Annotated in this window: 19 protein-coding genes; 8 read left to right on the top strand and 11 right to left on the bottom strand. The window is 55.8% G+C overall.

What is annotated here, in order from left to right:
- Positions 1-21 precede the first annotated feature (21 nt).
- Both AC5TBW_RS04095 and fhuB read right to left on the bottom strand, forming a co-directional pair.
- On the bottom strand, positions 22-636 hold the full coding sequence (locus AC5TBW_RS04095) for a LysE/ArgO family amino acid transporter (RefSeq protein ID WP_495510848.1): 615 nt from the start codon (positions 634-636) through the stop codon (positions 22-24).
- 137 nt (positions 637-773) lie between these two features.
- The gene (fhuB, locus tag AC5TBW_RS04090) at positions 774-2,774 is read right to left on the bottom strand and encodes a Fe(3+)-hydroxamate ABC transporter permease FhuB (RefSeq protein ID WP_495510847.1); all 2,001 of its coding nucleotides are present in this window, start codon (positions 2,772-2,774) and stop codon (positions 774-776) included.
- Between the two features lie 188 nt (positions 2,775-2,962).
- Between fhuB and AC5TBW_RS04085 the strand changes: the two genes are divergently transcribed.
- The 4 genes from AC5TBW_RS04085 (at position 2,963) to AC5TBW_RS04070 (ending at position 6,235) form a co-directional block, all read left to right on the top strand.
- Positions 2,963-3,895: a siderophore-interacting protein gene (locus tag AC5TBW_RS04085; protein ID WP_495510846.1), complete on the top strand. Its 933-nt coding sequence runs from the start codon at positions 2,963-2,965 to the stop codon at positions 3,893-3,895.
- Positions 3,896-3,911: 16 nt separating this feature from the next.
- Positions 3,912-4,499 (top strand): cytochrome b, encoded by a 588-nt coding sequence (locus tag AC5TBW_RS04080; RefSeq protein WP_495510845.1) that lies wholly within the window; start codon positions 3,912-3,914, stop codon positions 4,497-4,499.
- Positions 4,500-4,607: 108 nt separating this feature from the next.
- The gene (locus tag AC5TBW_RS04075; RefSeq protein WP_495510844.1) at positions 4,608-5,375 is read left to right on the top strand and encodes an ATP-binding cassette domain-containing protein; all 768 of its coding nucleotides are present in this window, start codon (positions 4,608-4,610) and stop codon (positions 5,373-5,375) included.
- The gene (locus AC5TBW_RS04070; protein ID WP_495510843.1) at positions 5,372-6,235 is read left to right on the top strand and encodes an ABC transporter substrate-binding protein; all 864 of its coding nucleotides are present in this window, start codon (positions 5,372-5,374) and stop codon (positions 6,233-6,235) included. The genes AC5TBW_RS04075 and AC5TBW_RS04070 overlap by 4 nt, the downstream gene beginning before the upstream one ends.
- Position 6,236: 1 nt before the next feature.
- On the opposite strand, the gene AC5TBW_RS04065 is transcribed toward AC5TBW_RS04070, so the two are convergent.
- Positions 6,237-8,405 (bottom strand): TonB-dependent receptor, encoded by a 2,169-nt coding sequence (locus AC5TBW_RS04065; protein ID WP_495510842.1) that lies wholly within the window; start codon positions 8,403-8,405, stop codon positions 6,237-6,239.
- Between the two features lie 194 nt (positions 8,406-8,599).
- Between AC5TBW_RS04065 and fhuF the strand changes: the two genes are divergently transcribed.
- Positions 8,600-9,388: a siderophore-iron reductase FhuF gene (gene fhuF, locus AC5TBW_RS04060; protein ID WP_495510841.1), complete on the top strand. Its 789-nt coding sequence runs from the start codon at positions 8,600-8,602 to the stop codon at positions 9,386-9,388.
- 5 nt (positions 9,389-9,393) lie between these two features.
- On the opposite strand, the gene AC5TBW_RS04055 is transcribed toward fhuF, so the two are convergent.
- The 5 genes from AC5TBW_RS04055 to AC5TBW_RS04035 form a co-directional block, all read right to left on the bottom strand.
- Complete coding sequence (locus AC5TBW_RS04055; RefSeq protein WP_495510840.1) at positions 9,394-11,046, bottom strand: multidrug ABC transporter permease/ATP-binding protein; 1,653 nt, start codon at positions 11,044-11,046, stop codon at positions 9,394-9,396.
- Positions 11,047-11,130: 84 nt separating this feature from the next.
- A complete protein-coding gene (locus AC5TBW_RS04050) occupies positions 11,131-12,219 on the bottom strand; it encodes a DUF1513 domain-containing protein (RefSeq protein WP_495510839.1) in 1,089 nt (362 codons plus the stop codon).
- Between the two features lie 3 nt (positions 12,220-12,222).
- Positions 12,223-13,248 carry an imelysin family protein gene (locus tag AC5TBW_RS04045; protein ID WP_495510838.1) on the bottom strand — a complete coding sequence of 342 codons (1,026 nt, stop codon included), beginning with the start codon at positions 13,246-13,248 and terminating at the stop codon, positions 12,223-12,225.
- A 23-nt stretch (positions 13,249-13,271) separates the two neighbouring features.
- Positions 13,272-14,723, bottom strand: a complete 1,452-nt coding sequence (locus AC5TBW_RS04040) for a di-heme oxidoreductase family protein (protein WP_495510837.1) — start codon at positions 14,721-14,723, stop codon at positions 13,272-13,274.
- Positions 14,724-14,831: 108 nt separating this feature from the next.
- Entirely contained in the window at positions 14,832-16,118 is a 1,287-nt protein-coding gene (locus AC5TBW_RS04035; protein WP_495510836.1) for an imelysin family protein, read from the bottom strand.
- A gap of 212 nt (positions 16,119-16,330) precedes the next feature.
- Between AC5TBW_RS04035 and AC5TBW_RS04030 the strand changes: the two genes are divergently transcribed.
- Both AC5TBW_RS04030 and AC5TBW_RS04025 read left to right on the top strand, forming a co-directional pair.
- Positions 16,331-17,197: a LysR family transcriptional regulator ArgP gene (locus AC5TBW_RS04030; RefSeq protein WP_495510835.1), complete on the top strand. Its 867-nt coding sequence runs from the start codon at positions 16,331-16,333 to the stop codon at positions 17,195-17,197.
- 226 nt (positions 17,198-17,423) lie between these two features.
- Positions 17,424-19,238, top strand: a complete 1,815-nt coding sequence (locus AC5TBW_RS04025; RefSeq protein ID WP_495510834.1) for a sensor domain-containing diguanylate cyclase — start codon at positions 17,424-17,426, stop codon at positions 19,236-19,238.
- A 10-nt stretch (positions 19,239-19,248) separates the two neighbouring features.
- On the opposite strand, the gene AC5TBW_RS04020 is transcribed toward AC5TBW_RS04025, so the two are convergent.
- Both AC5TBW_RS04020 and AC5TBW_RS04015 read right to left on the bottom strand, forming a co-directional pair.
- Positions 19,249-19,806: a cytochrome b gene (locus AC5TBW_RS04020; RefSeq protein ID WP_495510833.1), complete on the bottom strand. Its 558-nt coding sequence runs from the start codon at positions 19,804-19,806 to the stop codon at positions 19,249-19,251.
- A 137-nt stretch (positions 19,807-19,943) separates the two neighbouring features.
- Positions 19,944-20,819 (bottom strand): LysR substrate-binding domain-containing protein, encoded by an 876-nt coding sequence (locus tag AC5TBW_RS04015; RefSeq protein WP_495510832.1) that lies wholly within the window; start codon positions 20,817-20,819, stop codon positions 19,944-19,946.
- 101 nt (positions 20,820-20,920) lie between these two features.
- Here AC5TBW_RS04015 and AC5TBW_RS04010 point away from each other — a divergent pair, with 101 nt between their 5' ends.
- Positions 20,921-21,799 (top strand): DMT family transporter, encoded by an 879-nt coding sequence (locus tag AC5TBW_RS04010; RefSeq protein WP_495510831.1) that lies wholly within the window; start codon positions 20,921-20,923, stop codon positions 21,797-21,799.
- 111 nt (positions 21,800-21,910) lie between these two features.
- On the opposite strand, the gene AC5TBW_RS04005 is transcribed toward AC5TBW_RS04010, so the two are convergent.
- Positions 21,911-23,356, bottom strand: a complete 1,446-nt coding sequence (locus AC5TBW_RS04005; RefSeq protein ID WP_495510830.1) for a hypothetical protein — start codon at positions 23,354-23,356, stop codon at positions 21,911-21,913.
- Between the last annotated feature and the right edge of the window lie 108 nt (positions 23,357-23,464).

Below are 23,464 nucleotides of genomic sequence, written 5' to 3'. Positions count from 1 at the left end.
CGCCATCAAACGCTCAGCTGCTCAGCTGAGCGCCGCTGCGCTAAGCGCAAGTTGCATGGCAATGCCTGCCATCATTATGCCAATCAACCCATCGATGACGCGCCACGCAATGGGCTTTGAGAGCCACGGTGAAAGCGCGGCGCCACCCCAAGCCAGCAGGCTAAACCACAGGATTGAAGCCGTGGAGGCACCCGCTACAAAAACGCCCGCACTCTCTTGCTGGGCACCGATGGCGGGTATGAGCAGCAGCGTATCCAGATAGACTTGCGGGTTGAGCACGGTAACGGCAAGAGTCGCGAAAATCACTTTGGTTAAGCTGCGCGCTTTGCCAGCTTCGGCGCTCAACCCTTGCCGACCGCTAACCGCCCGAAATAGCGCCTGGGCGGCCAGCCAGCTTAAAAACACCACGCCCACCCAACGCATCACTTCCAAGGCACTGGGCATGGTGAGCAGGAAAGCGCTAACCCCAAACATACCGGCCGTAAGCAGAATGATATCCGCACTCATACACAGGCCAGCTGACCACCAATGGTATTCGCGGCGAACTGCCAGCCCCAGTATGTAGGCATTCTGCGCGCCAATCGCCATGATAATACCGCCGCACACCACCAGCCCGGTAAGGTAGCTTTCCCACATTGCCCAATCCCCATTAGTCAGAATAAGTGCCGCGTTAATCAAGCCTTACATCAATCAAACATGCGCTACGTTAACGGACAGCTTTAATAACTAATAATCATCCTGCTAATAGGGCATTAGTTTTTCTAATACCAATTTTATAGGCGTCGTAGCCCCCACATAAAGTAAGCACCGCCAATCAAGGAAGCGACCAAGCCCGCCGGTATCTCATAAGGAAAAATCAGCTGACGCCCGACCCAGTCGGCCAACACCATCAACAGCATACCGATCAGCGCAGCCCCCAGCAGGTGTTGCCCCGCTCGCGAGAAACCCACCAGGCGCGCCATATGTGGCGCCAGCAGACCAATAAACGACAGCGGCCCCACTACTAACGTGGCGCAGGCGGTTAGCAGCGCGACGAGCAACAGCAGCGCCAACCGCGCGCGATTGAGGGTAACGCCCAAGGCCTTCGCCGTCGGCGCACCCAAGGGCAGGATATCCAACCAACGAGTGAAGGGCAGCGTGACCAGTGCCAATACCGCGGCAATACCCCCTACCACTACCGCGTTCGTGACATCTACGTAATAGGTAGACCCCGCCAGCCAGGCGATTACCTGCTGGCCACGAGGATCTCCGCCTGCCAGCATCACGCTGCGCACAGCGTCAAACAGCGCACTGATCGCCACCCCGGTGAGCAGCAAACGCTCAGGCAGAAAGCCGCTCTTACGGTTGATGCCGACTAATACCAACAGCGTCGCAAAAGCACCCAAGGTTCCCACCCCAATCAGCATCATATTGGTAGGTGCGGGTAGTAGGAAAATCCCCAGAATCAGCGCAATTGCGCAGCCACCGCTGATACCTAATACTTCGGGGCTGGCCATGGGGTTGGCGGAAAGGCGCTGGAGAATAGTGCCCGCAATCGCCAGCATCAACCCACTGGCCGCTGCCGCTATCACACGAGGCAAGCGCCACTGCATCACGCCCCAGTTATTGGGCGCTAGCCAATACCAACCATCGACGCCCTGACCAAAGAGCAGCCCGAGTAGCGTCGCGCCCAGTAGTGCGAGGATTAAACCTGCGGCCAAGCGCGAAGGGGCAGGATGGCGGTGGGTAAAAACACCTGCGCTTTTCGGCGGCCGATCACCCTGCAGCTTCAAACGGGGAATCAACCACATCAGCAGCGGCGCGCCTAAGGCGCCAGTAATCGCCCCGGTAGGGATAAGCGTGGCCGCCATACCAGAGAACTGCTGTAGCAACAGGTCCGTAGTCGCTAACAGCACGGCTCCCAACAGCGTCGACCATAGTAGCCTGGGGCCTAAACGCCTTGCCCCAGCCATACGCACAATATTGGGGGCAGCCAGACCGATAAAACCAATGATACCGACGACGCTCACGATGCTACCGGTAATAAATACCGCCAGCCCCATGCCCGCAAAGCGCAGATAGGTCAGCGAGACCCCAAGACTCTTGGCACTGGCATCATCCAGTTCCAGCACCGCCAAGGGGCGTAGCAAAAACCAAGCAGCTACACAGCAAACCACCAACCGTGGCCAGAGTATCGCCACCCCGTCCCAGCCGTTTTGAGCCAGCGAACCGGCCCCCCAAATAAGCAGTCCCGAGAGGGCCTCGTGGTTAAACAGTAGTAGCGCCGTGGAGAGTGCGCCCAAGTATAAATTGACGACTAAGCCCGCCAGCACGACCACGATAGGCGCCAATCCGCGGCGCCAGGAGAGAAGAAAAACCAATCCAACCGCCAGCGCACCGCCCAATAAGGCGACCCATTCGCGCCCGGCCACAAGCAGTCCCGGCGCCAGCAAGGTGGCCGTCATCAGCGCCAGATTAGCGCCAGATGCCACCCCCAGGGTGGTGGGCGAAGCCAGCGGGTTGCGCAACACCTGCTGCATCAGCACCCCTGCCAGCCCCAGGCCACCACCGGCGAGCAGGGCGATCGAGAGGCGGGGCCACCAAGCGAAGTAAAGCAGTAGCTCGTCAACATTTTCAAAAGAGGGGGACACTAATGCCTGCAGGCCCAGCGCAAAACCGCCTTGGCCCTCCAAGCATACCCAAAACAGCACCACCATCGGCAGGCTAAGCAATAGACAGGCTTTAGCGGGCGATACCCCCCCCATTTTTTTGGCAAATTGCGCGGCGCCTAGCATAGCGAGCATCCTTTTGTGATAACCGGACCGTTCGCCAAAAGAGACGTTACAGGCAGCAGCGTCATGTTCTTAGCCTTACTATTGATGCAAACGAGTTTATGGAAATTAGCGATTGAATAACTAACAACGATTCTAAATGATAACTATTAGCACTACAATTGACTCCTTATATAAAGGAGACGCCTCATATGGCAGCCAAACCGAGCTACCAGCTTTTTGATATCACTCTCGCGAGGCGCACCCAAGTCAGCGCCTCATTAGTCAGGTTCACTTTCACTGGCTCAGACGTCAGCCAAATGGCGACCTACGCACCGGATCAGCGCGTCAAGCTGTTCTTTCCCGAAGTCGGTAGCAGCCTCGATCCGCTGTTTGAGATTGCCAAGCTGGAAGAGCACGACTGGTATGACGCCTACCGTGCCCTACCGAATGCCCAAAGGCCCTCAGCGCGCACCTACACCATTCGAGCCCTGCGCCCTGAGCAGGCCGAGGTGGACATAGAATTCGTGCTCCACGGCGACAATGGCCCCGCATCGCGCTGGGCAATGCACGCCCGCCCGGGTGACCGCCTCGCCATGACAGCCCCCGTCGCCAGTTGGAAAGGTCCAAAGCTGGGCTACGAGTGGAAACCGCCCCAAGGCGTGCGCCGCATTTTGATCATCGCCGATGAAACCGCCCTCCCCGCTGCTGCAGGTATTCTGGAAACCCTCGACGACTTGCCTCTCAAACCTGACGTCGAAGCGCTGATCGAAGTGCCCCGTAGCGACGATGTCCAGCCGCTGCCCCAGGCCGCCAAACTACGTTGGCTGGCACGTGATACCGAACCTGACGGTCAACACGGTGAACTGCTAATGCGGGCGCTTCGTGATATCGATTTGCATAAAGAAATTCAAGCGTTAGGCGGTACACCTACGACACCCACTAGCAACGACAAAAGTGACGATGAGGAGGCTGCGCTCTGGGAACCTGCCAACCTGGATGACAGCGCACCCTTCTACGCCTGGATTGCCGCTGAGACCAAGGTCGCCATGCAACTGCGTCGCTACTTAATCAACGAATGCGGGCTGCCCAAACAATACGTCACCAGCATGGGCTACTGGCGCCTGGGCAAAGCCAATGGTTAAAGGAATACAAAACATAATGGCGTTAAGTTTCAAGCACTCCTCGTCAAGGAGCCATCCCCTCCATAAATGGCAAGATAGCCCCAATCGCTATGGGCGTATCAGCCGGGCTCTTCACTGGCTAACGGCCACCCTGGTCACGTTCCAGTTTCTTGTCGTGTTGGCTTGGCGAGTCATGGGTGAAAACACCATGACGCTGCTCTTAGCCAGATTAGGGCCCCACGGCTCATTAGGTATTCTGATATTGATAGTCACCTTGGCACGCATCAGTTGGGCTTGGGTCAACCGGAAACAGCGCCCGCCGAGCTACCCAGGACTGGGTGGGCAACTAGCTCACCTTGTACACTTATCTTTCTATGCGCTGCTCCTATGGCTGCCCGCTGCTGCCCTAATGCGCCAATATGGCCGCGGCGGAGCCATTCAGTTCTATAGCCTTGAGCTACTGCCCGAGTCAGAACGCGAAATCGCCTGGATGATGGCTCCCGCAGGCTTGCTACACAGCCCGCTTTCCTGGCTTCTTTTGGGACTAATCGTCGGCCATGTAGCGATGGCGCTGGGCCACCGCTTTTGGCTCAAGGATCCAATACTGAAACGTATGGTGGGTTGATAGCGCTGAGATAGTGGCATTTTTTAATTGCCTCCAACAGGTTACAAATGAGAACCATTAGCACTAGAATGGAGCCATTACTTCCATTCCCTTCGCCAGGAGTCATTCATGTTCGAGGTCAAAGGCGCCACCTTTGAAATCAATGGCAAGCCGTTGCTACAGCCTATTGAGCACACCTTTCATGAGGGCAAGGTATACGGTCTGATTGGCCACAACGGCTCAGGTAAGTCGACGTTAATCAAACTGATGGCCCAGCAGCAGCCTACCAGCCGAGGGGAGATTCACTTTGACCACCGTCCACTGGGAGATTGGGGTAATCGCGAGTTCGCTCGCCAGGTTGCTTATTTGCCGCAACATTTACCCAGCGCCGAGAACCTGACCGGACGGGAGCTGGTGGGGTTTGGCCGCTACCCATGGCACGGGTTATTGGGCCGCCATACGCAAAAAGACAAAGATGCTATCGAGCGCGCCATTGCCCTAACCCATACAGAAGCCTTTGCCGACCGCTTGGTCGACACGCTCTCCGGCGGTGAGCGCCAGCGGGTGTGGCTGGCGATGCTACTCGCCCAGGGAAGCCGATTTCTGCTATTGGATGAGCCGCTAGCGGCGCTGGATATCGCCCACCAAATGGAAGTACTGGCGCTGATTCGCAAGCTCTGCGATGAGCTGAATCTTGGGGTCATTATCGTACTCCACGATATCAACATGGCCTCGCGTTACTGCGATGAGCTAATGGCGCTGCATAGCGGCCGTTTGCTAGCCCACGGTGCCCCCGGCGAGATGATGTGCGACAGCACCTTAGAGGCAATCTATGGATTGCCGATGCAGGTCATGAAGCATCCTAACGGAGAGCACAACATCGCCGTCGCTCAATGACACGCCGCTTCCGTTATGTGTTATTAGCGTTGGCCTGTCTGAGCACCCTTGCGTCCCATCAAGTAACTGCTTCAACCGATATAGTGACACTGGACTGGACAATTGCAGAAACGCTGATCGCCCTGGACAACCCTCCAATTGGGTTGGCAGAAATTCCCCAATACCAGCGTTGGGCGGGTGCTGAGACATTACCCGAGGACGTGCTTGATGTGGGTATTCGCTCGCAGCCCAACCGCGAACTCATCGCTCAGCAAGCGCCCGATCATATTTTGCTTTCGCCGCTATTTATACGCTTAACAGACCAGCTCAATGCCATTGCTCCCGTCACCGCGCTAGCCACCTATCAGCTTGACATTCCTTTATGGCAACGTCTGCAGAATACAACGCAGACCTTAGCTGAGTTAAGCGGTCATCAAGAGGCCGCCGCTACGCTGATCAATGCCGTTGAAACCTACCTGGATCAACAAAAAGCGCAGCTTGAGCAACAGCCACCGCTGCTGGTAGTCCAGTTTATTGATGCGCGGCATCTGCGGGTATTTGGCGAGCACAGTCTGTTTCAAGCGGTGATAGAGCGTTTGGGACTTACCAACGTTTGGCAACACCCCACCAACCAGTGGGGCTTTTCGACGGTGGCGATTGAGGAGCTGTTGGCTTACGCCGACGCCGCGATCGTTGTCGTTGAGCCGCTGCCAGCGGGCATGCGTGATGGTTTTTCCAGCAACGCACTGTGGCAACACTTGCCCGCAGTGAAAGAAAACCGCGTTGTTCGCTTGCCGGCAGCATGGAGTTTTGGGGGCTTGCCATCGGCGGCACGCTTCGCCGAATTGCTCAGCGAAGCGCTATTAGCCCGCCAGGGATAAGTTAGAAATCAAGTGAAGCGGAGAGTTTGACCGTGCGCGGCTCACCCTGAGTCAAATAACCCCCGGTTGCCGAAGCCCAGTAGTTCTCATCGGTAAGGTTTTCGATATTGGCACGCAGAGTGAGTGTGTTGGTATTTAGCGGCATCGCGTAGCGCACACCGAGATCCCAGCGGGTCCAGGCATCCACCTCAAGCTGGTTTGCGGCGTCTAAATACTGGCTGCCATTACGAACGGCTCGCCCACTGAGTGTCCAACCCGGCGCTTGGGGAATATCCCACTCGCTGCCCAACACTAAACGATAGCCCGGCACGCCCACTGCGTCGTTGCCTTGGTTCGTGCCATCGTCCGTTCGGGTCAACTCAGGATCAATCCACATGGCGCTACTCAACAGGCGCAGCCCTTCTATCGGCTCCCCGTAAACGCTCAGCTCCACGCCCCGGTTGCGCTGTTCACCGTAATAGCCATAAACGCGGGTCTCAGGGTCAATAAAGGCGTTGGGCTGTTCGATCTCAAACAGACTCAAACTGCCACCCAGGTTGCCAAGATCGAGTTTAGCGCCCATTTCGTTCTGTTCAGCTTCAACCAAACCAATGCTTTGCCCTGCATTCACTGCCGTGGTGGGCGCCGTATCACCCGGCTGCAGCGCTTCGATATGGTTAGCGTATAGCGATAGGGATTCGGTCGGTTTTACGACGACGCCATACACAGGCGAAAGCCGCCTATCGCTAAAGTTATTATCAAAACTGCCTTCGTAATCAAAGTTGGTGACGTCGACCTCCTGATAACGGGCGCCTAAGGTAAACAGCAGCCGATCATCAACAAAACCTAACGTATCAGACAGCGATACACCGTTATTGCGAGTACGGCTACGCAGGTTCGGGTTAGTCATATCTCCCCCTGCAAACACCGGTTCACGCAACGAAATGTAGGCGGGCTGGTAAATATTGGTGGGCAAACCTGGCGACGCCATCTCATAAGCTGAGCGGGTGGTGCGATAGACACTAGAGTAGCCAAGATCCAACTGATGACTCACGGCCCCTGTATCAAAAGCGCCTCGCAGCCCTGCTTGACTGCCCACGCTTTCCGCACGATACGGCACGCGCATTTGGCCGACCGTGGCGTCGCCTTGCGTATTATTCACCGTTGGCGAAGCATACATGCCACTTTCGCGGGTATTGTTGCCACCCAGTGCCGCATAGGCTGTCCAACTGTCGGTGACGTCATACTCGCCGCGTACCATCGCGAAGTTGGTGTGAAGATCCGTGTTCGTCCACGACGGCGTGTAGTTAGTACTGGCTGAAGGTGCATCAGGCACACTGGTTAAGCCTGCCCCCGCGTACACCACTGAACGGCCACTGTTTACCGTGTGGGCTTGATGGCCAATGTCTAAGGAGGCACGCACGTGTTCACCACGGTAATCAAGCCCCACCACTGCCGACGTCACACGGCGCTCTTCATCGTCAATAGCCGTGTCACCGCGCCCCCTGACAAGGTTAGCCCGCACGCCAAACTGGTTCTCATCACCAAACCGTCGTCCAAGCTCAACACCGCTTTCCACATAGCCACTACTCGTCACCCCGGTAGTGAGCCGGTTGAGCGGCTCATCGGCAGCGCGCTTAGGTTCAACGTTGATAGCGCCGCCGACGCCAGATCCACTGGGCGAAACCCCGTTAGCGAAGGCGTTGGCACCCTTAAATAGCTCCACACGCTCGGCAATATTGGTCGCCACTACCTGACGCGGTAATACGCCATACAGCCCACCGTAAGCGATGTCTTCGCCGTCAAGTTCAAACCCACGTATCTGGAACTTCTCAGCATAGTTGCCGTAGCCAAAACCACTTTGTACCGATGCATCATTGATTAACACATCGGCCAGTGTCTCCGCCTGCTGGTTGTCGATCAGCTCAGCGGTAAACCCAATGACATAGAACGGCACATCGGCTGCACTGCGCTGCCCCCAGGTGCCAACGCGCGCGCCAGCGGCTACTTGTCCACCGGCAAACACAGGTGCCAGGGCATCGCCGCTTGCGGTGGCTTCACCGATCACGGTGACGGTCGTCAGTGAGGCATTAGGGCTTGAAGTGTCTTGCGCCCAAACAACGCTATGCATCGGTAGTGTTCCCAGCAATACATAAGTCAGCGTGCGCCAGGAAGGGGAAGGCAGTGGCATGAGGTTTCCTCTTAAAGTAAGAGCAGGCCGTGAATTTTGACAAAAGATGGAAACCTGGATACTACAATAAAACAGAATCATTTTCATTTGTAATTTATACGCATTTAAAGCCTTGGAGAGCTTTTATTGATATGCATTATCGTTTAAAATAAGCGTTCTTTTATTTTCCCAGCGCCCAGTGTTGGAGTTCGGTTATGCCCCTTGCCCTGCATCAGCCACAGATAGTCGAGCCCTCATTAGCCGCCTGCTACACCGGACCGTTGGCGAATTTTACGCCGCCTCTGATTGGCGGCACGCCTCCGTTACAGGCTTTTAATACCGCACGCTGGCGCGATGATACTTGGTTAAAACAGGATATTTCCCGCTTTGCGGAACAGTATCCAGATGGTGACCAGCGAGCGGTGGTTTCACTGTGGTCTAAGTGGCACTTTAGTGCTCTTACTGTACCTACCCTGACAGCCAACCTGTTGCTTAATCGTGAACTGCCGGTGGGATTAGACGATATGCAGGTTATCTTTAACGATAACGGCGCGACGTCACGGCTGTGGCTGCCCAACGAAGGTACGACGCTAACCACCCAAGACCCGTTTGAACGCTTTACTGCGTTGATTGATCAGCACTGGGCGCCACTCATCGAGCAGCTTGCGGCCATCTCAGGTGCCGCCCAGCGTGTGTTCTGGAGTAATGCCGGAGGCTACGTGGATTACTACGTAAGTGCGTTAGCCGAGCATCCACTTGTTAATAGCGAGGCGCATGAAGCCGCCAAAGCGCTTTTAGATGCGCGCACCCTACCCAATGGCAAACGCAACCCGCTGTTTCAGCCGGTGCGTTATTTTCAGCCCAAAGGCAGTGAGAAGGTAAAGCGGGTGCGCAAGCTCTGCTGCCTGCGCTATTTACTGGATGAGTTTGATACCTGCGGCACCTGCCCGCTAGAGGGTTGCGACCTGGAAGCGCGAAAGCGCGCCAAACAGGCCGCCCGTTAAAGCGGTTAGATGTTTATTTGAGCAACAGCGTCCTCACTCGCCCGCGCACGCTGCTCGCCTTTCAGCTCGCTCAGCTGCCCCTTCGACATTTCCAGCAACCGATCAGCATGAACAAAGTAGCTATCGTCATGGCTGATCGCAAACACCGTTTTACCCATCGCTTTCAAGTACGGCAACAGCTCGCGGTAGAACAGCCGACGGAACTGCGGGTCTTGATCCGCCGCCCACTCGTCGAGAAGTAAGATATCGCGTTTTTCGGCAATTGCCAGCAACAGCGCAAGGCGCTTGCGCTGTCCTTGGGAGAGCTGAGTATTAACAACGCGATCGCCCTCCCACTGCAATTTGTGCTGCATCTGCAGTCGTTCAAGCCAGGTATCAACGACCTTCTGGTCAGCAGGTAATCCTTCATGACCCATGGCCTGATCAAACTGGTGAAAATCGGTGAACACGCTGGCAAAGCGAGCGCGGAATGCATCCCATTGAGCCGCAGTGACCACCTGCCCATCAACTTTAATAGTGCCGCTTTGCGGGCGGTATAGCCCTGAGAGCAGCCTAGCCAGAGTCGACTTACCGCTGCCGTTACCGCCGATCAGAAACACCAGCTCACCGCGCTCAAGGGTCATATTAAGAGGCCCCACCTGGAAGCCCTCGCCCTGGGCAGTGTCCGGGTAGTGGTAAGTGACTTCTTCCAGCTCAAGACGCTGCCAATCGGCCAGCGTATCGTCGACGGCAAAGCTTGGCTGGTACTCGGCGAGCTCCAGGCTGCTCAATTTATCAAAGGCCACTTGAGCGCTGATCAAGGTCGGCCAAGCGCCTACCGCTTGAATCAGCGGCGTGCGCAGGAACAGCAGCGTTAGTGCAAAGGTGGATGCCACTGTAGTGTTCGCCCAGCCGAGCCCGTTGGAAAGAAAGAACACCACGCCGATGGCACCTAACATCATGATGTTAGACCAGTTATTGGCACTCAAATGATACGTATCGGCACGGATAATATGGTAACGATAATCGCGGGCATTGGCGGTGTACCGTTCATCAAAAAAACGCCGGGCACGGTCACGGTTGAGTGCTAACTCTTTGCGCCCTTCAATCGCCGACTGAAAATCTTTATAGAGACGATCTTCACTTTCCCGCACAAGATGAAAGTGACGATACACGCGCGATACCAGCATCCAGCCCACGCCCATCGTAAACGCGATCCACGCTACCGTAATGACCACCATTTGCGGCGAGAGCCACGCCAGATAGGCCACCGAGGCAAGCGTTAATACCACGCCCTGAATCAACTCCGGCAGCCGCACAAAACCAATCGTGATATTGCGCACGTCACTCGACAAACTGGCAAGCAAAGTGGCATTTCCCAACTGCTCCAAGCGCTCAATGTCGGTGTCGAGAATCCGCTTCACCAGCCGCGAGCGTAGGTCAAACACAAAGTGGTGCCCCAGCACCGTCAGCGCAAGTTGCGTACTGAGGGTGACCGCCAGCAGCACCGCCAGCAGGCCTAAAAATTGCGGCAGCGCCGCCATACTGCCTACTTCAATAAGCCGCTGGTTGATAAAGGCGATTACTCCGACCCCTAAGCCAGCGCTCAATAGACTCAAGGCGATGGCGCCCATAAAGGGCCAGCGGTAGTGATGAAATACTAAACGCAGCAGTTCCATGGGGTTCCTTGCCTTCCTATAAATAGCGCTGAAGTCTACCAGCAGCGACCCTCACCAAAGAAGGCGCCATTCAATTCCTAGCGACTATGTCAGATGATTATCCCAGCGAAGATCCAGGCTAGCGAGCAGTTCGGGCATCGCAAGGTCAGGCGTTACCCGGTAGAGCCCACCCTGGCCGGAGGAGACCAGAAAACCCCCACGGCCATCGCAGCGGGCGCCGGCGGCATCCGGCAGTTCCAGGCGGGCAACAAGCTTACCGTGCGCGGCATCCAGCAACAGCACTTGGTTGCCGCGGGGTGCGGTAACCAACACATTGGCCGAGATACGGCTAAACGCGACGCTGGCGGTGTAGTGTTTCAGGCTGGCGGTTATCTCCTCGGGCAGCCCTATTTCTGAGAAGTGCCCGGTAGCATCCAGGCGGCAGATAAGCGGGTGGGATTCCCACTCAGGGCCTTCAAACTGGTAACCCGCGACTACCGTACCGTCTGCCGCCACATCCAGATGACGACAGCTGAGCTGGTGGTGCGAAGGCGTGTGGCGGGCCATTATCTTGCCGCTGTGGCGATCCATGAGCACCAGCGCCGATGCCATGGTGTCCAGGTTGAGCTTTACCCGACCGTAGTCAGGATGGGTCTGAATGCCGCCCAGGCCGATGACGAGAGTGTCGCCATCCGGCATCAGCCGAAGCTCATGGGGGCCAATACCCTCCAGTAACATGTCGCGCACATGGGCGTAGTCGCTTTCAGCGTCGTAAACCCGAACGAGCCCGGCGCTGTCCTCCAGGCGATTAGCGGTGACATACAGGTAGCGCCCACTTAGGTCGAACACGCCATGCCCGTAAAAGTGATAACCCTCCCCGGCCGCAATGGAATGGGCTAATTGGCGGCTGTCGCCATCGATCACATGCATCCGCGTGCCAGGGCGACGAGCAAACAATACCGCTTGGCGTGAATCTGGCCGTAAACAGCCGCCGTGGCAGCGCTCGGGCACCTCAATCATAAAGCGGGTCTGACCATCCAGCGCTACCCCGGCGATGAAATGCCCTCCACTGGGGTCATCTACTGCGCTGAACAGCCAAGCGGCTTCCTCCCGCGCGGGCAGTGCCCAGCTCAACGGGGTCAGCATCATAGCGACGCTGCCCAATCCTGCTTTAAGTACCTGCCGTCGATGCATGGCTCAATCCCCATCGCTGGAGTTAAAACCGCGGACCAAGCCGAGTTCGCCAGCGATCTCGTTACCCAGCAGATGGCGTAGCTGGCTGATATCGAGATAGAGCGACTGCAAACCGCGAAATGCTTCTTCGTCTTCAAGGGAGGGCACCAAGCCCGCCGGTAGGTCGCGAGCCTGGGCAAGGGTTTTATCAAGCTGATCTCGAAACGCTTCAGCAAGCGGCATCGCACCGGCTTCGCGCAGCAGCGCGGTAAGGCCAGGCAAAAAGCCCGTACGCATCCCTTCCAAGCTGCTCTCCACAAGACGCACTGAGTATTCACTACGCCAAGCTTCTGCCAAGTAACCATTGGCAGACGCCCCCTTCAGCCCCATGGGCTCGCCGAGCCGTTTATCTTCGAGTATTTCGAGCGCCTGAATGGCACTGGCCAGTGTAGTTTCGGTGTAGTCAGGGGTATCAAGATAGTGCCCACCAAAGGCCTGCCAATCGCGATGCAGAGCACTTGTCGTATCCGCCAGATGGGTCGTAATGGCCTGCATAAGGGCACAGGCATTCGGGTCTCGAAGGGCCTGTTCGCCCATGGCGTCGTCATAAAGCAGGTACTCAAGGGCGGGAAAGCCCTGAATCGCCACGCTATCGTTAGCAATATCCTCAGTATGCGGTGCGTCGGCTGCTTTCAACCACACACCTACCTTGCTGCCCACCAGGTTTTTGCGGTCCGGCCAGAACTGCAGCTGCCAGCCTCGGCTGTTCTGTTCAATGGGGCCAAACTGGACAAAGCGCACCGCCTGCCAAGCTTGATAGGCGCTCAGCCAGTCATTTTCCAGGCGCAGCCTGAGCGCCTCGTCAGGGGCCTGACAAAAGCGCGCGGCGGTGGTTTCCAAACGTTCAGAGGCCGTGTTCAATTCGGCATACTGCAGTTCCACCGCGCCATGCCACATTTCCCGGGGTGTGGGAGTGTCCGTGCCAAAGGAGAGCGGCGCGGCCAGTAATGTACAGGCCAACAAACTCAATCGGCGAAGGGAAGCAATCACATTAACTCCTTAACAACAAAGACTTACAGAGACTCAAGGAAACGAATAAGTTCCGCTCGCTGGTCGGCAGGCAGGTCACGATAACCCTGGGTAGCACTTTCTGCCTCGCCACCGTGCCAGAGTATCGCCTCTTCCAGGGTACGAGCGCGACCATCGTGGAGAAAGCCAGCCCGAGGATTCACCGTTTGTGCCAAGCCGATACCCCATAGGGGCGGCGTGCGCCATTCGCGGCCATCGGCCTGGAACTCGCTGCGACGATCGGCCAGGGCCTCGCCCAGGTCATGAAGTAGCAGATCACTATAGGGCCATATTTCCTGCCCAGCCAGCGCTGGACGGGCGGCGTTCGCGGCGGTGCGATGGCGCGGCGTATGACAGCTTGCGCAGCCCAGCGTGTTAAACCTCTCAGCGCCCTGTTTCACCGCCGGGTCATCCATATGGCGGCGCATCGGCACCGCCAAGCTGGAGGCGTAGAAAGTGACGAAGTCGGCCACGTCATCGCTGACTTCGGGCGTGCCACCGTTGGGAAAAGCATCGCAACCTTGGCTCTCCATGCAATCGGTATGCGGCACCAAGTTGGAGGTCAATCCCATATCCCCAGCGAAAGCGTGCAGGCCTTGTTGCTCGATACTAGGCTCGCCCGCTTTCCAGCCGAAGCGCCCCATGACCGTAGTGCCACTGCGCGCATCCCACACGTGGTTGGCGCGGCCGGAAATGCCGTTACCATCGGCGTCGTCAGGGTCGGCGGCCGCCAGCAGGTCGGCTTCGGGGATCGCTTCAATCAGGCCCAAGCCGATCATGGGCGGCGCCAGCCGCGGTGAGGTTTTCAGCGACTCGGGCAGCTCTCCGTAGGCGGGCTCGGCAATCGAGTAGATCGGCTCCTGCAAGGTGACGCTAGTACCATCGGTGAAGCTCACTTCCCGAGGGCGGTACTCAATCACTAGTTTGGCTTCAGGCTTGGCACCGCTAATTGCGGCGGTTTGTAGTTGCAAGCCGTAGTTAGGTACCGGAAGCGCGCCCCGCTGTTCCAGTGTCTCTGGATCCGCTTGGCTAGCGGGTAGCGAGAGGCGCAAAAACAGCGCAATGGGGTTTTCATCGCCGGTGGGGGGGTGCCCCCGACCATCTTTAAGGTGGCAACCCTGGCAGCTATTGGTATTAAGCAGTGGCCCCAGACCATCCCGGGCCTCGGTGCTGGCGGGCGCCGCCACCCAGGGGTTGCGAAAGAAGCTATTGCCAACGCTGAAATCCAGCCGCTTGGTCATCGACATATTACCCAGCGGCAGCGAATAGGCGTTGTGGTCAAACTGCTCCACCGAGCCATCGCCGCCACTCATGGGCGTCGTTTGAATGGGATAAGTTTGGGTAGATGATTCGGCTGTTTGCAAGGAGGCGGCCAGCAGGAAAAGTAAGCAACTGCTTTGGGCTAAGGTGCTGGGCACCCGCTTGGCTAGAAGGATAAACCGGGGTAAGCGGTACATGGTGATACCTTGAGAAGGGTGATACTAAAGACGAGTCATTCAACAAAAACCAACAGAGCCGCTCGATAGCAACACTATCGGCGGCTCGTGCTAAAACGCTAGACCCGTCTAGAAACGGTGACCGGCATCATCGGGCTGCAAGGAGGTCACGCCGAGCTTGCCTGCGGCCTGTTCGATAGATACTGTTTGCGCCACCAGGGTGAGAATGGCCTCGTTGATCACTTCACTGCCCTGCTCGTTACCCGGCGCAATCATCATATCGAATGCCATTGGCGAGTTCTCGGCCTCTGCAGCCTGCTTGATAGCATCAAGGCGAGCCATTGTGGCTTCGAGCTGTTGAGTAAGCGTACCGGCCAGCTCGCTATCTTTCTCGGCTAATAACGCCTCCAGTGAAGGCCCCTCTACCACACTGCCATCAAGGCGCTGATAGCTGCCGGTGTAGATATTCTGCACACCTTGGCCGTTGTAATAGTGGGAGTTGTGAGTATTGTCACTGAAGCAGTCGTGCTCATCCTCAAAAGAGTTGGCTTCAAGGGCGACTTTTAGGCGCTCACCGGCCAGCTCGCCCAGTGACAGTGACCCCATGCCGAACAGCATGCGGCGCAGGCCTTCCTGATCGCTTTCCGCCAACAGCTCCTGACGATAGTTACCCTCGGTTTCAGGCGCCCACTGGGCTACCATCCATTCAAGGTCGTCAACGAGCAGGTCGGACACCGCGTCTAGATAGCTACCGCGGCGGTCGCAGTGGCCGTGAGTACACTCGTCGCCAGTTTGGTAATCGCTGACCGGACGTTCACCGTTGCCTAGCTCAAAACCATGCAGATCCTGGCCCCAGAGCAGGAACTCGATGGCGTGGTAGCCGCTGGCGACGTTGGCTTCAGAGCCGCCAATTTCATTCAGTTCGGCGAGGAGTTCTGGGGTAATCTCGCTAACGTCGAGAGTGTCGCCGCCGACAGTGATTTGCTCATTGGCAATGATATTCGCGGTAGCGCCTTCATTACCCAGCTCATGCTGGTAGTCATCGCCTTCGACATAATCGATCATGCCTTCATCTAGGGGCCAGGCGTTTAGCTGCCCTTCCCAGTTGTCCACCACCGCATTACCGAAACGAAATACTTCGCTCTGCTGATAAGGCACCCGCGCCTGCAGCCAGGCTTGCTTGGCTGCGCTCAGGGTGTCGGCCGTGGGATTGGCGAGCAATTCGTCGATGCGCTCGTTCAATGCTTGGGCAGCATTCAGTGCATCGGCGTAATTGGCATGGGCCAAATCGGCGTAGTGATTGACCACGGCGTCAGCGCTAACGGTATCGGCTACAGCGGTGTCAGCCGCAAATGGCATCAGCGCGCTAAGCGCAACGATGCCAGCAAGAGGGCGACGGAACATGATGGCGGGCATTACAGTATCCTTTAGGCGTTGGCTTAACAGAAACTACTCACATAAAGTGCTAGGCAACTCGCTTGGGATTGGGAGCTCTAGCCCTCCCTGAAATGTAATCCATTAGCTTATGAGATTCAATCCCATTTAAGCCCAAATAAATAAAGGGCGCTATGCCGTTTAATCGCCATTTTTTACTTTAAGTCACTTTTTGCTGGCTTGGGAACACCACCATGCTTGATTACAAACTGCTTCATGCCCTGGCGACCGTTGTAGAGTGCGGTGGCTTCGAGCGTGCAGGCGACGAATTGGGGCTATCGCAGTCAGCCGTGTCGCAGCGCATAAAAGCCCTGGAAATTCGCCTTGGCCAGCCGGTACTTATCCGACACCCTCACCTGGCGCCCACTCCTGCAGGCCAGCGGCTGCTAACCCATTACCAGCAGGTACAGCTATTAGAGCGCGACCTCCGCGGCTCTCTACCCACGCTGGATGACCAGGCACCGCGCCTGCGGATCGCCATCAATGCGGATAGTTTGGTCACCTGGTGGGCCGAGGCCGTTGCTACCATCTGTCAAGAAGAAGGTGTCCTGCTGGATCTGGTGATTGAGGATCAGGATGTGGGGCTCAAGCGCTTGCGCGATGGCGATGTAGCGGCCTGCCTGTGTGCCACACCGCAGCCGATAGCCGGGGCGCGCTGTGTGGCGCTGGGAGAAATGCGCTATCACCCTTTGGCAACCCCCGCTTATATTGAACGCTACTTCCCTGAGGGCCCCACGGCTGAAAGTTTTCAGCGCGCCCCAGCTATCGTCTTCGGCCCTCACGATCAATTACAGCACCGCTTCCTGGCGCTATTTGGTTTCCACAGTCACTTCCCCTACCACCTCTGCCCTTCTTCAGAAGGGTTTGTTCGCTTAGCCGCAGCTGGGATCGGTTACGGTATGATGCCGCAGTTGCAGGCTGGCGACTTGATGAAAAGTGGCCAACTGGCCAGCGTCGCGCCAGGCCACTATTTATCAGTCCCCCTCTATTGGCATTTTTGGCGACATAGCGGTGAGTTAATACAGCGGCTTACCCAACGTTTGAGTCTTACCATTTATTAAGTATGAAGGTTTTAAACATTGTGATTTTAAAAGCCGTCTACACTAAAAGAGCTTATCGCGCAGCACAGGATAGTTTGTTTAAACATTGTCCCCTAATGCGTTCGTGCCCAGGCGGCTAGTCAGTTATTACCCCACCTGGGCGCTAGAAGATGGGCGGCCCCCGGCATGGGTAAGGGAACCCAGGGAACAAAAACGGGGTTAAAAAACTAAAAAAAAGCGATGTCTTATGCATGCTCGACGTTTGACGGCGGGTGTTTACATCGGCCTGTTGCTATTGTTGGCTGGGTGGGGGGTGCCGGGGGCACATGCAACGACTCTGCTCTCAGTATCGCCTAATCAGGCGAGTTACTCGCTTGTGCCTTATAGTCAATTTTGGCACGCAGCCCAAAGAACAACATCGCTGGACGATTTGCTCCAACTCTCACCTGACTTTGAGCAGGCGAGTTACGTTGAGGACCTCAACTTCGGCTATACCCGGCGCGATGTGTGGTTAAGAACCCAGGTGCAAAATGCATCGTCTGACCCTCAGCGTTGGATTGTGCAATTTGAATTTCCTTTTTTAGATTATGTGACGCTTTATACGCTACGCCAGCACTTCAGCGGCGTGCAACACAGCGGCAGCGCCGTTCCCGTTGAACAGCGCGCACTGGCTCACCGACAAGTGGTTTTCCCTTTGGAGCTAGCCCCTGATGAGACCGTCACACTTTATACCCGTGTGGCGGCGTCAGGCAGCAAGATGCTTAGCTATAACCTGATGACGCCAGAAGCCTTTTATGTTCAAAATGATCGTTACAATTTTTGGCTTGCCACTTACTTCGGCATGCTATTGGCGTTGGGCTTATATAACTTACTGCTATTTTTAGGCTTGAAAGAGCGAGTATTTCTTTACTACTCCCTCTTTGTCGGTGGCTTCGGGCTTGCTATATTGGCATTCGATGGCATTGGGACGCTGATGTTTTGGAGCTCTTTAGGCGAAAATACCGCGCGTCTTGTGGCGCTAGGGTTCACCTTTTCATCCACGATGGCCACGCTGTTCACTCAACACTTTCTCAATACAGAAACGTACTGCCCTCGCTGGCATTTGGCTCTGAATAACTTTCGTAACTACTGCTGGCTGGCCGTGCTTGCCACGCTACTACTGCCCATATCTTCTGCTCTTCACTTAATGGACGTAACAGGGTTTATGGCAGCGTTACTGCTGCTGGCATGCGGTAGTTACTGCAGCTTACGGCGGGTACCGAGCGCCCGACTGTTTGTATTTGCATGGTCGCTATTTTTGCTAGGCGTTGTCGTTTTTGCCCTGCGTAACCTGGGCATTTTTCCAGCCAATTTTATTACCCTTCACGGCATTCAAATTGGTTCAGCACTGGAGATGTTACTGCTCTCGTTCGCCCTGGCAGCGCGTTTTAATAAACTTAAACGGCAAAAAGAGCGGGCTCAATCGGCTATGTTAGCGACGCTTAGAAAACAGGAAGCGGTGTTAGAACAGAAAGTCGCTGCTCGCACGAGAGCACTGGAGCACTTAGCCAACTGCGATGTACTCACCGGATTGTTAAACCGCCATGGGTTGATGCGCTGCGCTGAAAACGCCCTGCTGCGCAATCAACAGCAAGGCGCTCAGTTAGCGCTGATGATGCTCGATCTGGACCGTTTCAAACCCATTAACGATCATTACGGGCATGAAGCTGGTGACTTTGTATTACAAAAAATTGCCAAACGCATCGCCCACTTAGCCCGCACGGGCGACCATTGTGCTCGCTTTGGCGGCGACGAATTCATTATCATTATGGAGAGCATCGAATCAGTCGACACGCTAGCGACTATTCAGGCAAGAATTGCACAAACCATCCAATCACCGATTAAACTGCCCTGTGGTGACCGAGTCAGCGTTAGCGTGAGCATTGGGGTGAGCACTTGCCAGGGGGCCGATAATGCCACCCTGGAAAGCTTACTACGTGAGGCCGATAGCAATATGTACGCGGTTAAATCTCGGCAAGCAGAAGCTTGCTACCGCTATGGCTCGACAAGCTCGCAGCTTTAATCAAATAGCATTAATCAAACAAGCTCATACGTTGCATAACGTTGTCGCGTTTGATCTTCCAGTGGAACATGGCCCCGGCAACATGCAGTACCACCAAACCTAAAATGATCCAGCCCAGACGTCCATGCCACATGAAGAGCTGTTCAGACAGCGGCTCATTTTTACCGATTAATCCAGGCAAGTGCCAATGGAAAAACTCAACCGGAAAACCGCCCGTTGCCGTAGCAGTCCAGCCGAGTAACGGCATAATCACCAGCGCCAAATAGAGCAAATGATGAACACTGGTACTGGCAATCCGTTCGAACGCATTTAAAGGCGGAACATGGTCTGGCACCACAAAGGCCAGCCGAGTCACAATTCGCAATGTCATTAACAATAATATCAACACACCCAGGGTCTTATGGCTGGTATACAGCAAATTAGTTAACGTATTGCCTACCCAGGCTACGGTGCGTTCAAAGCCCAAAAAGCCTAGCGTTAAACCACTGGCCAACGAGAGTAATACCGCGCCAGCTACCAACCAGTGCAGAACCCTGTGCGGGTAGATATAGCGATCCAATTCGTGCATGCAGTGCTCCTAACAGCAAATTCATTTGCTTTTCATTCTAGTCAGTCACGCTTCCCTTTGCTGATTAAAGCACTACCTGCCATCAACGTTAAGCGTTACTTATACGTAACGGACTGTGATCGTTATATAAATCATTTTTATATCGCTTGTTCAGGTGCTGCTAGCTGCTCACGTATTAACTCACCTAATCGCCGCGCTGGCTCTGATGGGCGGTGCGGGGCACGGTGCAACGCCAACTCAATCATCGGCAGTGCAGGCAGGCCGCTACTCTCATCCAGCGGCCTCAGTGCGGGGGTTAACATGCTGCGTGTAACCACCACGATGGCGAGCCCAGCGGTGACAATCGGCGCCAGCCCTGCCATGGATTGGCTAGTATAGGCCACACGCCAACTACGTCCGGCGGCTTGCAGCGCCTGCTCGGCCACTTCGCGGAATACATCCGCTCCCGGTGAGTAAAGCGCCAACGGCAGCGGATCGCTAAGCAGCGGCTGCCGGTTAATTCCCACCGCCCATATCAATGGTTCACGGCGGATTACATCGCCACCCGGCGATGAATTACGCTGCCGGGTGACTAAAGCAAGATCAAGCTCTTTGGCCTTCACCTGCTCAACGAGATGTGAGCTGGTACCACAGACCACCTTGAGCCCCACAGCAGGGTAAAGTTGGTGAAAGTAGGCAAATACCGAAGGCAGCAGCGAAGCGTAATCTTCCGGTATGCCTAACGTAAGGTCTCCCGTGATTTGGCGTGTCTGCATATCGCTCCACGCTTCATCGTTTAGGGCCAGTAGCCGCCGAGCATGGCTGAGTAATCGCTCCCCCTCAGACGTAAAGCGTATTCGCCGCCCCTCGCGCTCGTGCAGCGCCAACGACAACTGGGCCTCAAGCCGCTGGAGCTGCATGCTCACAGTGGATTGCGTATAAGCCAGGCGTTTTGCAGCCGCGGTCACACTCCCGGTATCCGAAATAGCCACCAAGGTACGCAGCAGGGTTAGGTCTAAGGTAGGCGCTCGCATATATCACCAAGCGTGATGAAATGGATCATAAAAGATCGATATTGTGATGCTTTGGCAATGAGTATGCTGCTCGACACATGCTTTAATCAAGGAGACCTTCCATGCATCGCGTTCACTCCCCCGCCTTTTTTCCGCGTTGGTACAGTATTGTAGCGGCTCTCGTGGCCGTGATGCTTTGGAGCTCGGCGCCGCTGCTGGCTGAATTTGCCAAAGCGACACCGCCTTTGCAGCTAACCGCCGTTACACTGCTAGCGGGGGCGCTGGCAACGCTCCCGTTGAGTCGACGCGTTAACGTCGCAACCTGCGGCGCGGGCTGGCGGTTAAGTGTCTGGGTGGGCATACCACTGCTCATTTTAGGCGCCGTTAGCACTTACTTTATTGGTATGCGCTTAGCCCCCGCCGCCGAGGCGGCGCTAATAACCTATACTTGGCCGGTACTGTTTGTGCTGCTTAGCCAGTGGAGACGCTTTGGTCGATTGCGCATTGCTGGCGTTATCGGTGCGCTGATTGCGTTTTCAGGCGCGGCGCTGCTGCTCATTCCCCAAGCCATCAGCGGCGGCTTGGGTGGCGCAAGCATAGGTTATGCATTAGCGTTGCTAGCCGCCTGTTGTTGGGCACTCTATTCATGGCTGAGTCAGGCAGCACCGGTGGCATTGACTCCCCTTCTGCCCAGATTACTGCTCATCGCCAGCGCTATTGCCGGAGCAGCCAGCCTGATGCTTGAAGGCCAGCTCCCTTTACCGAACGGTGAATCCTTACTCGCGGGCGTTGCGTTGGGGCTAGGCCCATATGGCGTAGCCATGGTGGCGTGGGATAAAGCACTGCGCTGGGGGCACGCCAGCCTTGTGGGCAGTTTGGCGTATGGCGTACCGATTCTGGCCGCTCTGCTGTTGGTCTTAGCCGGAATGAGCGTTCTCGACTGGCGCCTGCCCGTGGCTACAGTGCTGGTGGTGGTGGGCTGTCTCAAAGCGGCCCGTTAATTCGCGGCGTAATAGTGAGTTGTTGATAACAAAAACATAAACGCCCTTGCCGCTAAAGCGACAAGGGCGTGATGGGGTCTCTATCAGCAGCCTCTCTAACCTGCCGAGCGATTAAAGCTCTGGGGGGATGTCCGTGGGTTCCATCTCAAGGCTTAGCTCGAACATACCGCTAGCGCTAGCGCTAAAACCGCGCGCACTAACGGTATAGGTACCGGGCAGCAGCTGCTCTTGTAGACGTGAGTCTGTTCCACCTGCGCTATCATCATCACTGACGGAAACGCCTTGTCCGCTGATTTCGATGAAAGTATCAAAATCTGAAGAGCGCATTTCCAACGTGACTAACGAGCTCTCTTCTACTTCTAACTGATAGGTCAGCGGTTCGCTGCTATACCAACCGTTAAGCGACTCACCAGGTGTCAGTGTGCCTTCATTGCGCAGTTCCACATCGGGCATATCCCGCGCCGCCATAGAGAGCGAGAACATACCGCTGCTATCGCCGTAAGCGGTTCGTGCCGTAAGCTCATAGACACCAGGGGCAAGGAAATCAGCAATACGTGCATCCAGATTGCCGGCACTGTCATCATCTTCGCGGTAGTAACCGTTCGGCCCCTGAAGCACGAGATAGGCATCGATATCGTCGGCACGCATTTCAATGTGGTACATACCCGCTTCTTCTACTTCAACTTGATAGCTAAGATCTTGACCACTGTACCAACCGTTTAGGGGTTGATTGGGGGTGAGCGCGCCATCATTACGTAGCTCGCCATCACCCGGTAGTTCGTGAGGCGCGACTGAAAGCGTGTACACACCGCTGCCGTCACCGTAGGCACTGCGCGCGGTCAAGGTATACTCACCGGGCTCCAAAAAATCTGCAATCCGCGCGTCTAAATCGCCAGCACTGTCATCATCTTCACGGACATAGCCATTCGGCCCTGCTACTTCCAAGTAAGAGTCGAAATCGTCAGAGCGCATCTCCAATTGATAAAGCCCTGCCTCTTCAATAGTCAGCGTCACTTCACGGGGCTCACCTTGCAACCAACTATCGATTGGCTCGCCCACCGAAACAGTGTCGGCATCCGTTAGCTCAACACTTCGGCTATCCAGAGCAAACGGACCGTAGCTGTGGGCATCGGCACCACTGACCACCACCACATAGTCGCCGCTCTCTTCAATGCGATGCCGCACAATCGGCGCATTATCAAGTAACTGTAACTGATCATCATAGAGAGCCACGACGCCTTGCAGGGCGCCACTCAGGGAGATTTCAACGATCTCATCCTCGTCCAGGGAGATCGCATAGCGCACAAACCGGCTGCCATCATTGCCGTTAAGTTCGCTCGCCGACGTTATTTCTCCCCGCATGCGCTCCGCAAAGGTGAGTCTTTCCAGGCCAACCAAGGCTTCAGCAACTGATGACTGATCCGTCGTTTCAGCGTTTTCGATAGGGGCCTCATCGGAGGTTTGCGCCGGGAATGGCAGCACCTGAGCAACGAGAAATCCGACGGCAGCGCCGCCAACAGCCACCAATACGAACGCTAGCGAAGAAGATTTAGCCATGAGCAGTTCCTTGTTAAGTCACAATGATAAATATTAATTAGTTAAGCAAAGATGATTATAAGATGCCTAGCGAATTCAAGTGAGCGTTTCATGAAAAATACTGCATTG

The organism is Vreelandella sp. ssv (assembly GCF_059448525.1).
This window is presented reverse-complemented; position numbering and strand designations above follow the sequence as displayed.

What these genes read in the sequence shown, in the direction of transcription:
- AC5TBW_RS04095 (WP_495510848.1), bottom strand. Translation starts at nt 636, where the DNA reads ATGTGGGAAAGCTACCTTACCGGGCTGGTGGTGTGCGGCGGTATTATC.
- fhuB (WP_495510847.1), bottom strand. Translation starts at nt 2,774, where the DNA reads ATGCTAGGCGCCGCGCAATTTGCCAAAAAAATGGGGGGGGTATCGCCC.
- AC5TBW_RS04085 (WP_495510846.1), top strand. Translation starts at nt 2,963, where the DNA reads ATGGCAGCCAAACCGAGCTACCAGCTTTTTGATATCACTCTCGCGAGG.
- AC5TBW_RS04080 (WP_495510845.1), top strand. Translation starts at nt 3,912, where the DNA reads ATGGCGTTAAGTTTCAAGCACTCCTCGTCAAGGAGCCATCCCCTCCAT.
- AC5TBW_RS04075 (WP_495510844.1), top strand. Translation starts at nt 4,608, where the DNA reads ATGTTCGAGGTCAAAGGCGCCACCTTTGAAATCAATGGCAAGCCGTTG.
- AC5TBW_RS04070 (WP_495510843.1), top strand. Translation starts at nt 5,372, where the DNA reads ATGACACGCCGCTTCCGTTATGTGTTATTAGCGTTGGCCTGTCTGAGC.
- AC5TBW_RS04065 (WP_495510842.1), bottom strand. Translation starts at nt 8,405, where the DNA reads ATGCCACTGCCTTCCCCTTCCTGGCGCACGCTGACTTATGTATTGCTG.
- fhuF (WP_495510841.1), top strand. Translation starts at nt 8,600, where the DNA reads ATGCCCCTTGCCCTGCATCAGCCACAGATAGTCGAGCCCTCATTAGCC.
- AC5TBW_RS04055 (WP_495510840.1), bottom strand. Translation starts at nt 11,046, where the DNA reads ATGGAACTGCTGCGTTTAGTATTTCATCACTACCGCTGGCCCTTTATG.
- AC5TBW_RS04050 (WP_495510839.1), bottom strand. Translation starts at nt 12,219, where the DNA reads ATGCATCGACGGCAGGTACTTAAAGCAGGATTGGGCAGCGTCGCTATG.
- AC5TBW_RS04040 (WP_495510837.1), bottom strand. Translation starts at nt 14,723, where the DNA reads ATGTACCGCTTACCCCGGTTTATCCTTCTAGCCAAGCGGGTGCCCAGC.
- AC5TBW_RS04035 (WP_495510836.1), bottom strand. Translation starts at nt 16,118, where the DNA reads ATGCCCGCCATCATGTTCCGTCGCCCTCTTGCTGGCATCGTTGCGCTT.
- AC5TBW_RS04030 (WP_495510835.1), top strand. Translation starts at nt 16,331, where the DNA reads ATGCTTGATTACAAACTGCTTCATGCCCTGGCGACCGTTGTAGAGTGC.
- AC5TBW_RS04025 (WP_495510834.1), top strand. Translation starts at nt 17,424, where the DNA reads ATGCATGCTCGACGTTTGACGGCGGGTGTTTACATCGGCCTGTTGCTA.
- AC5TBW_RS04020 (WP_495510833.1), bottom strand. Translation starts at nt 19,806, where the DNA reads ATGCACGAATTGGATCGCTATATCTACCCGCACAGGGTTCTGCACTGG.
- AC5TBW_RS04015 (WP_495510832.1), bottom strand. Translation starts at nt 20,819, where the DNA reads ATGCGAGCGCCTACCTTAGACCTAACCCTGCTGCGTACCTTGGTGGCT.
- AC5TBW_RS04010 (WP_495510831.1), top strand. Translation starts at nt 20,921, where the DNA reads ATGCATCGCGTTCACTCCCCCGCCTTTTTTCCGCGTTGGTACAGTATT.
- AC5TBW_RS04005 (WP_495510830.1), bottom strand. Translation starts at nt 23,356, where the DNA reads ATGGCTAAATCTTCTTCGCTAGCGTTCGTATTGGTGGCTGTTGGCGGC.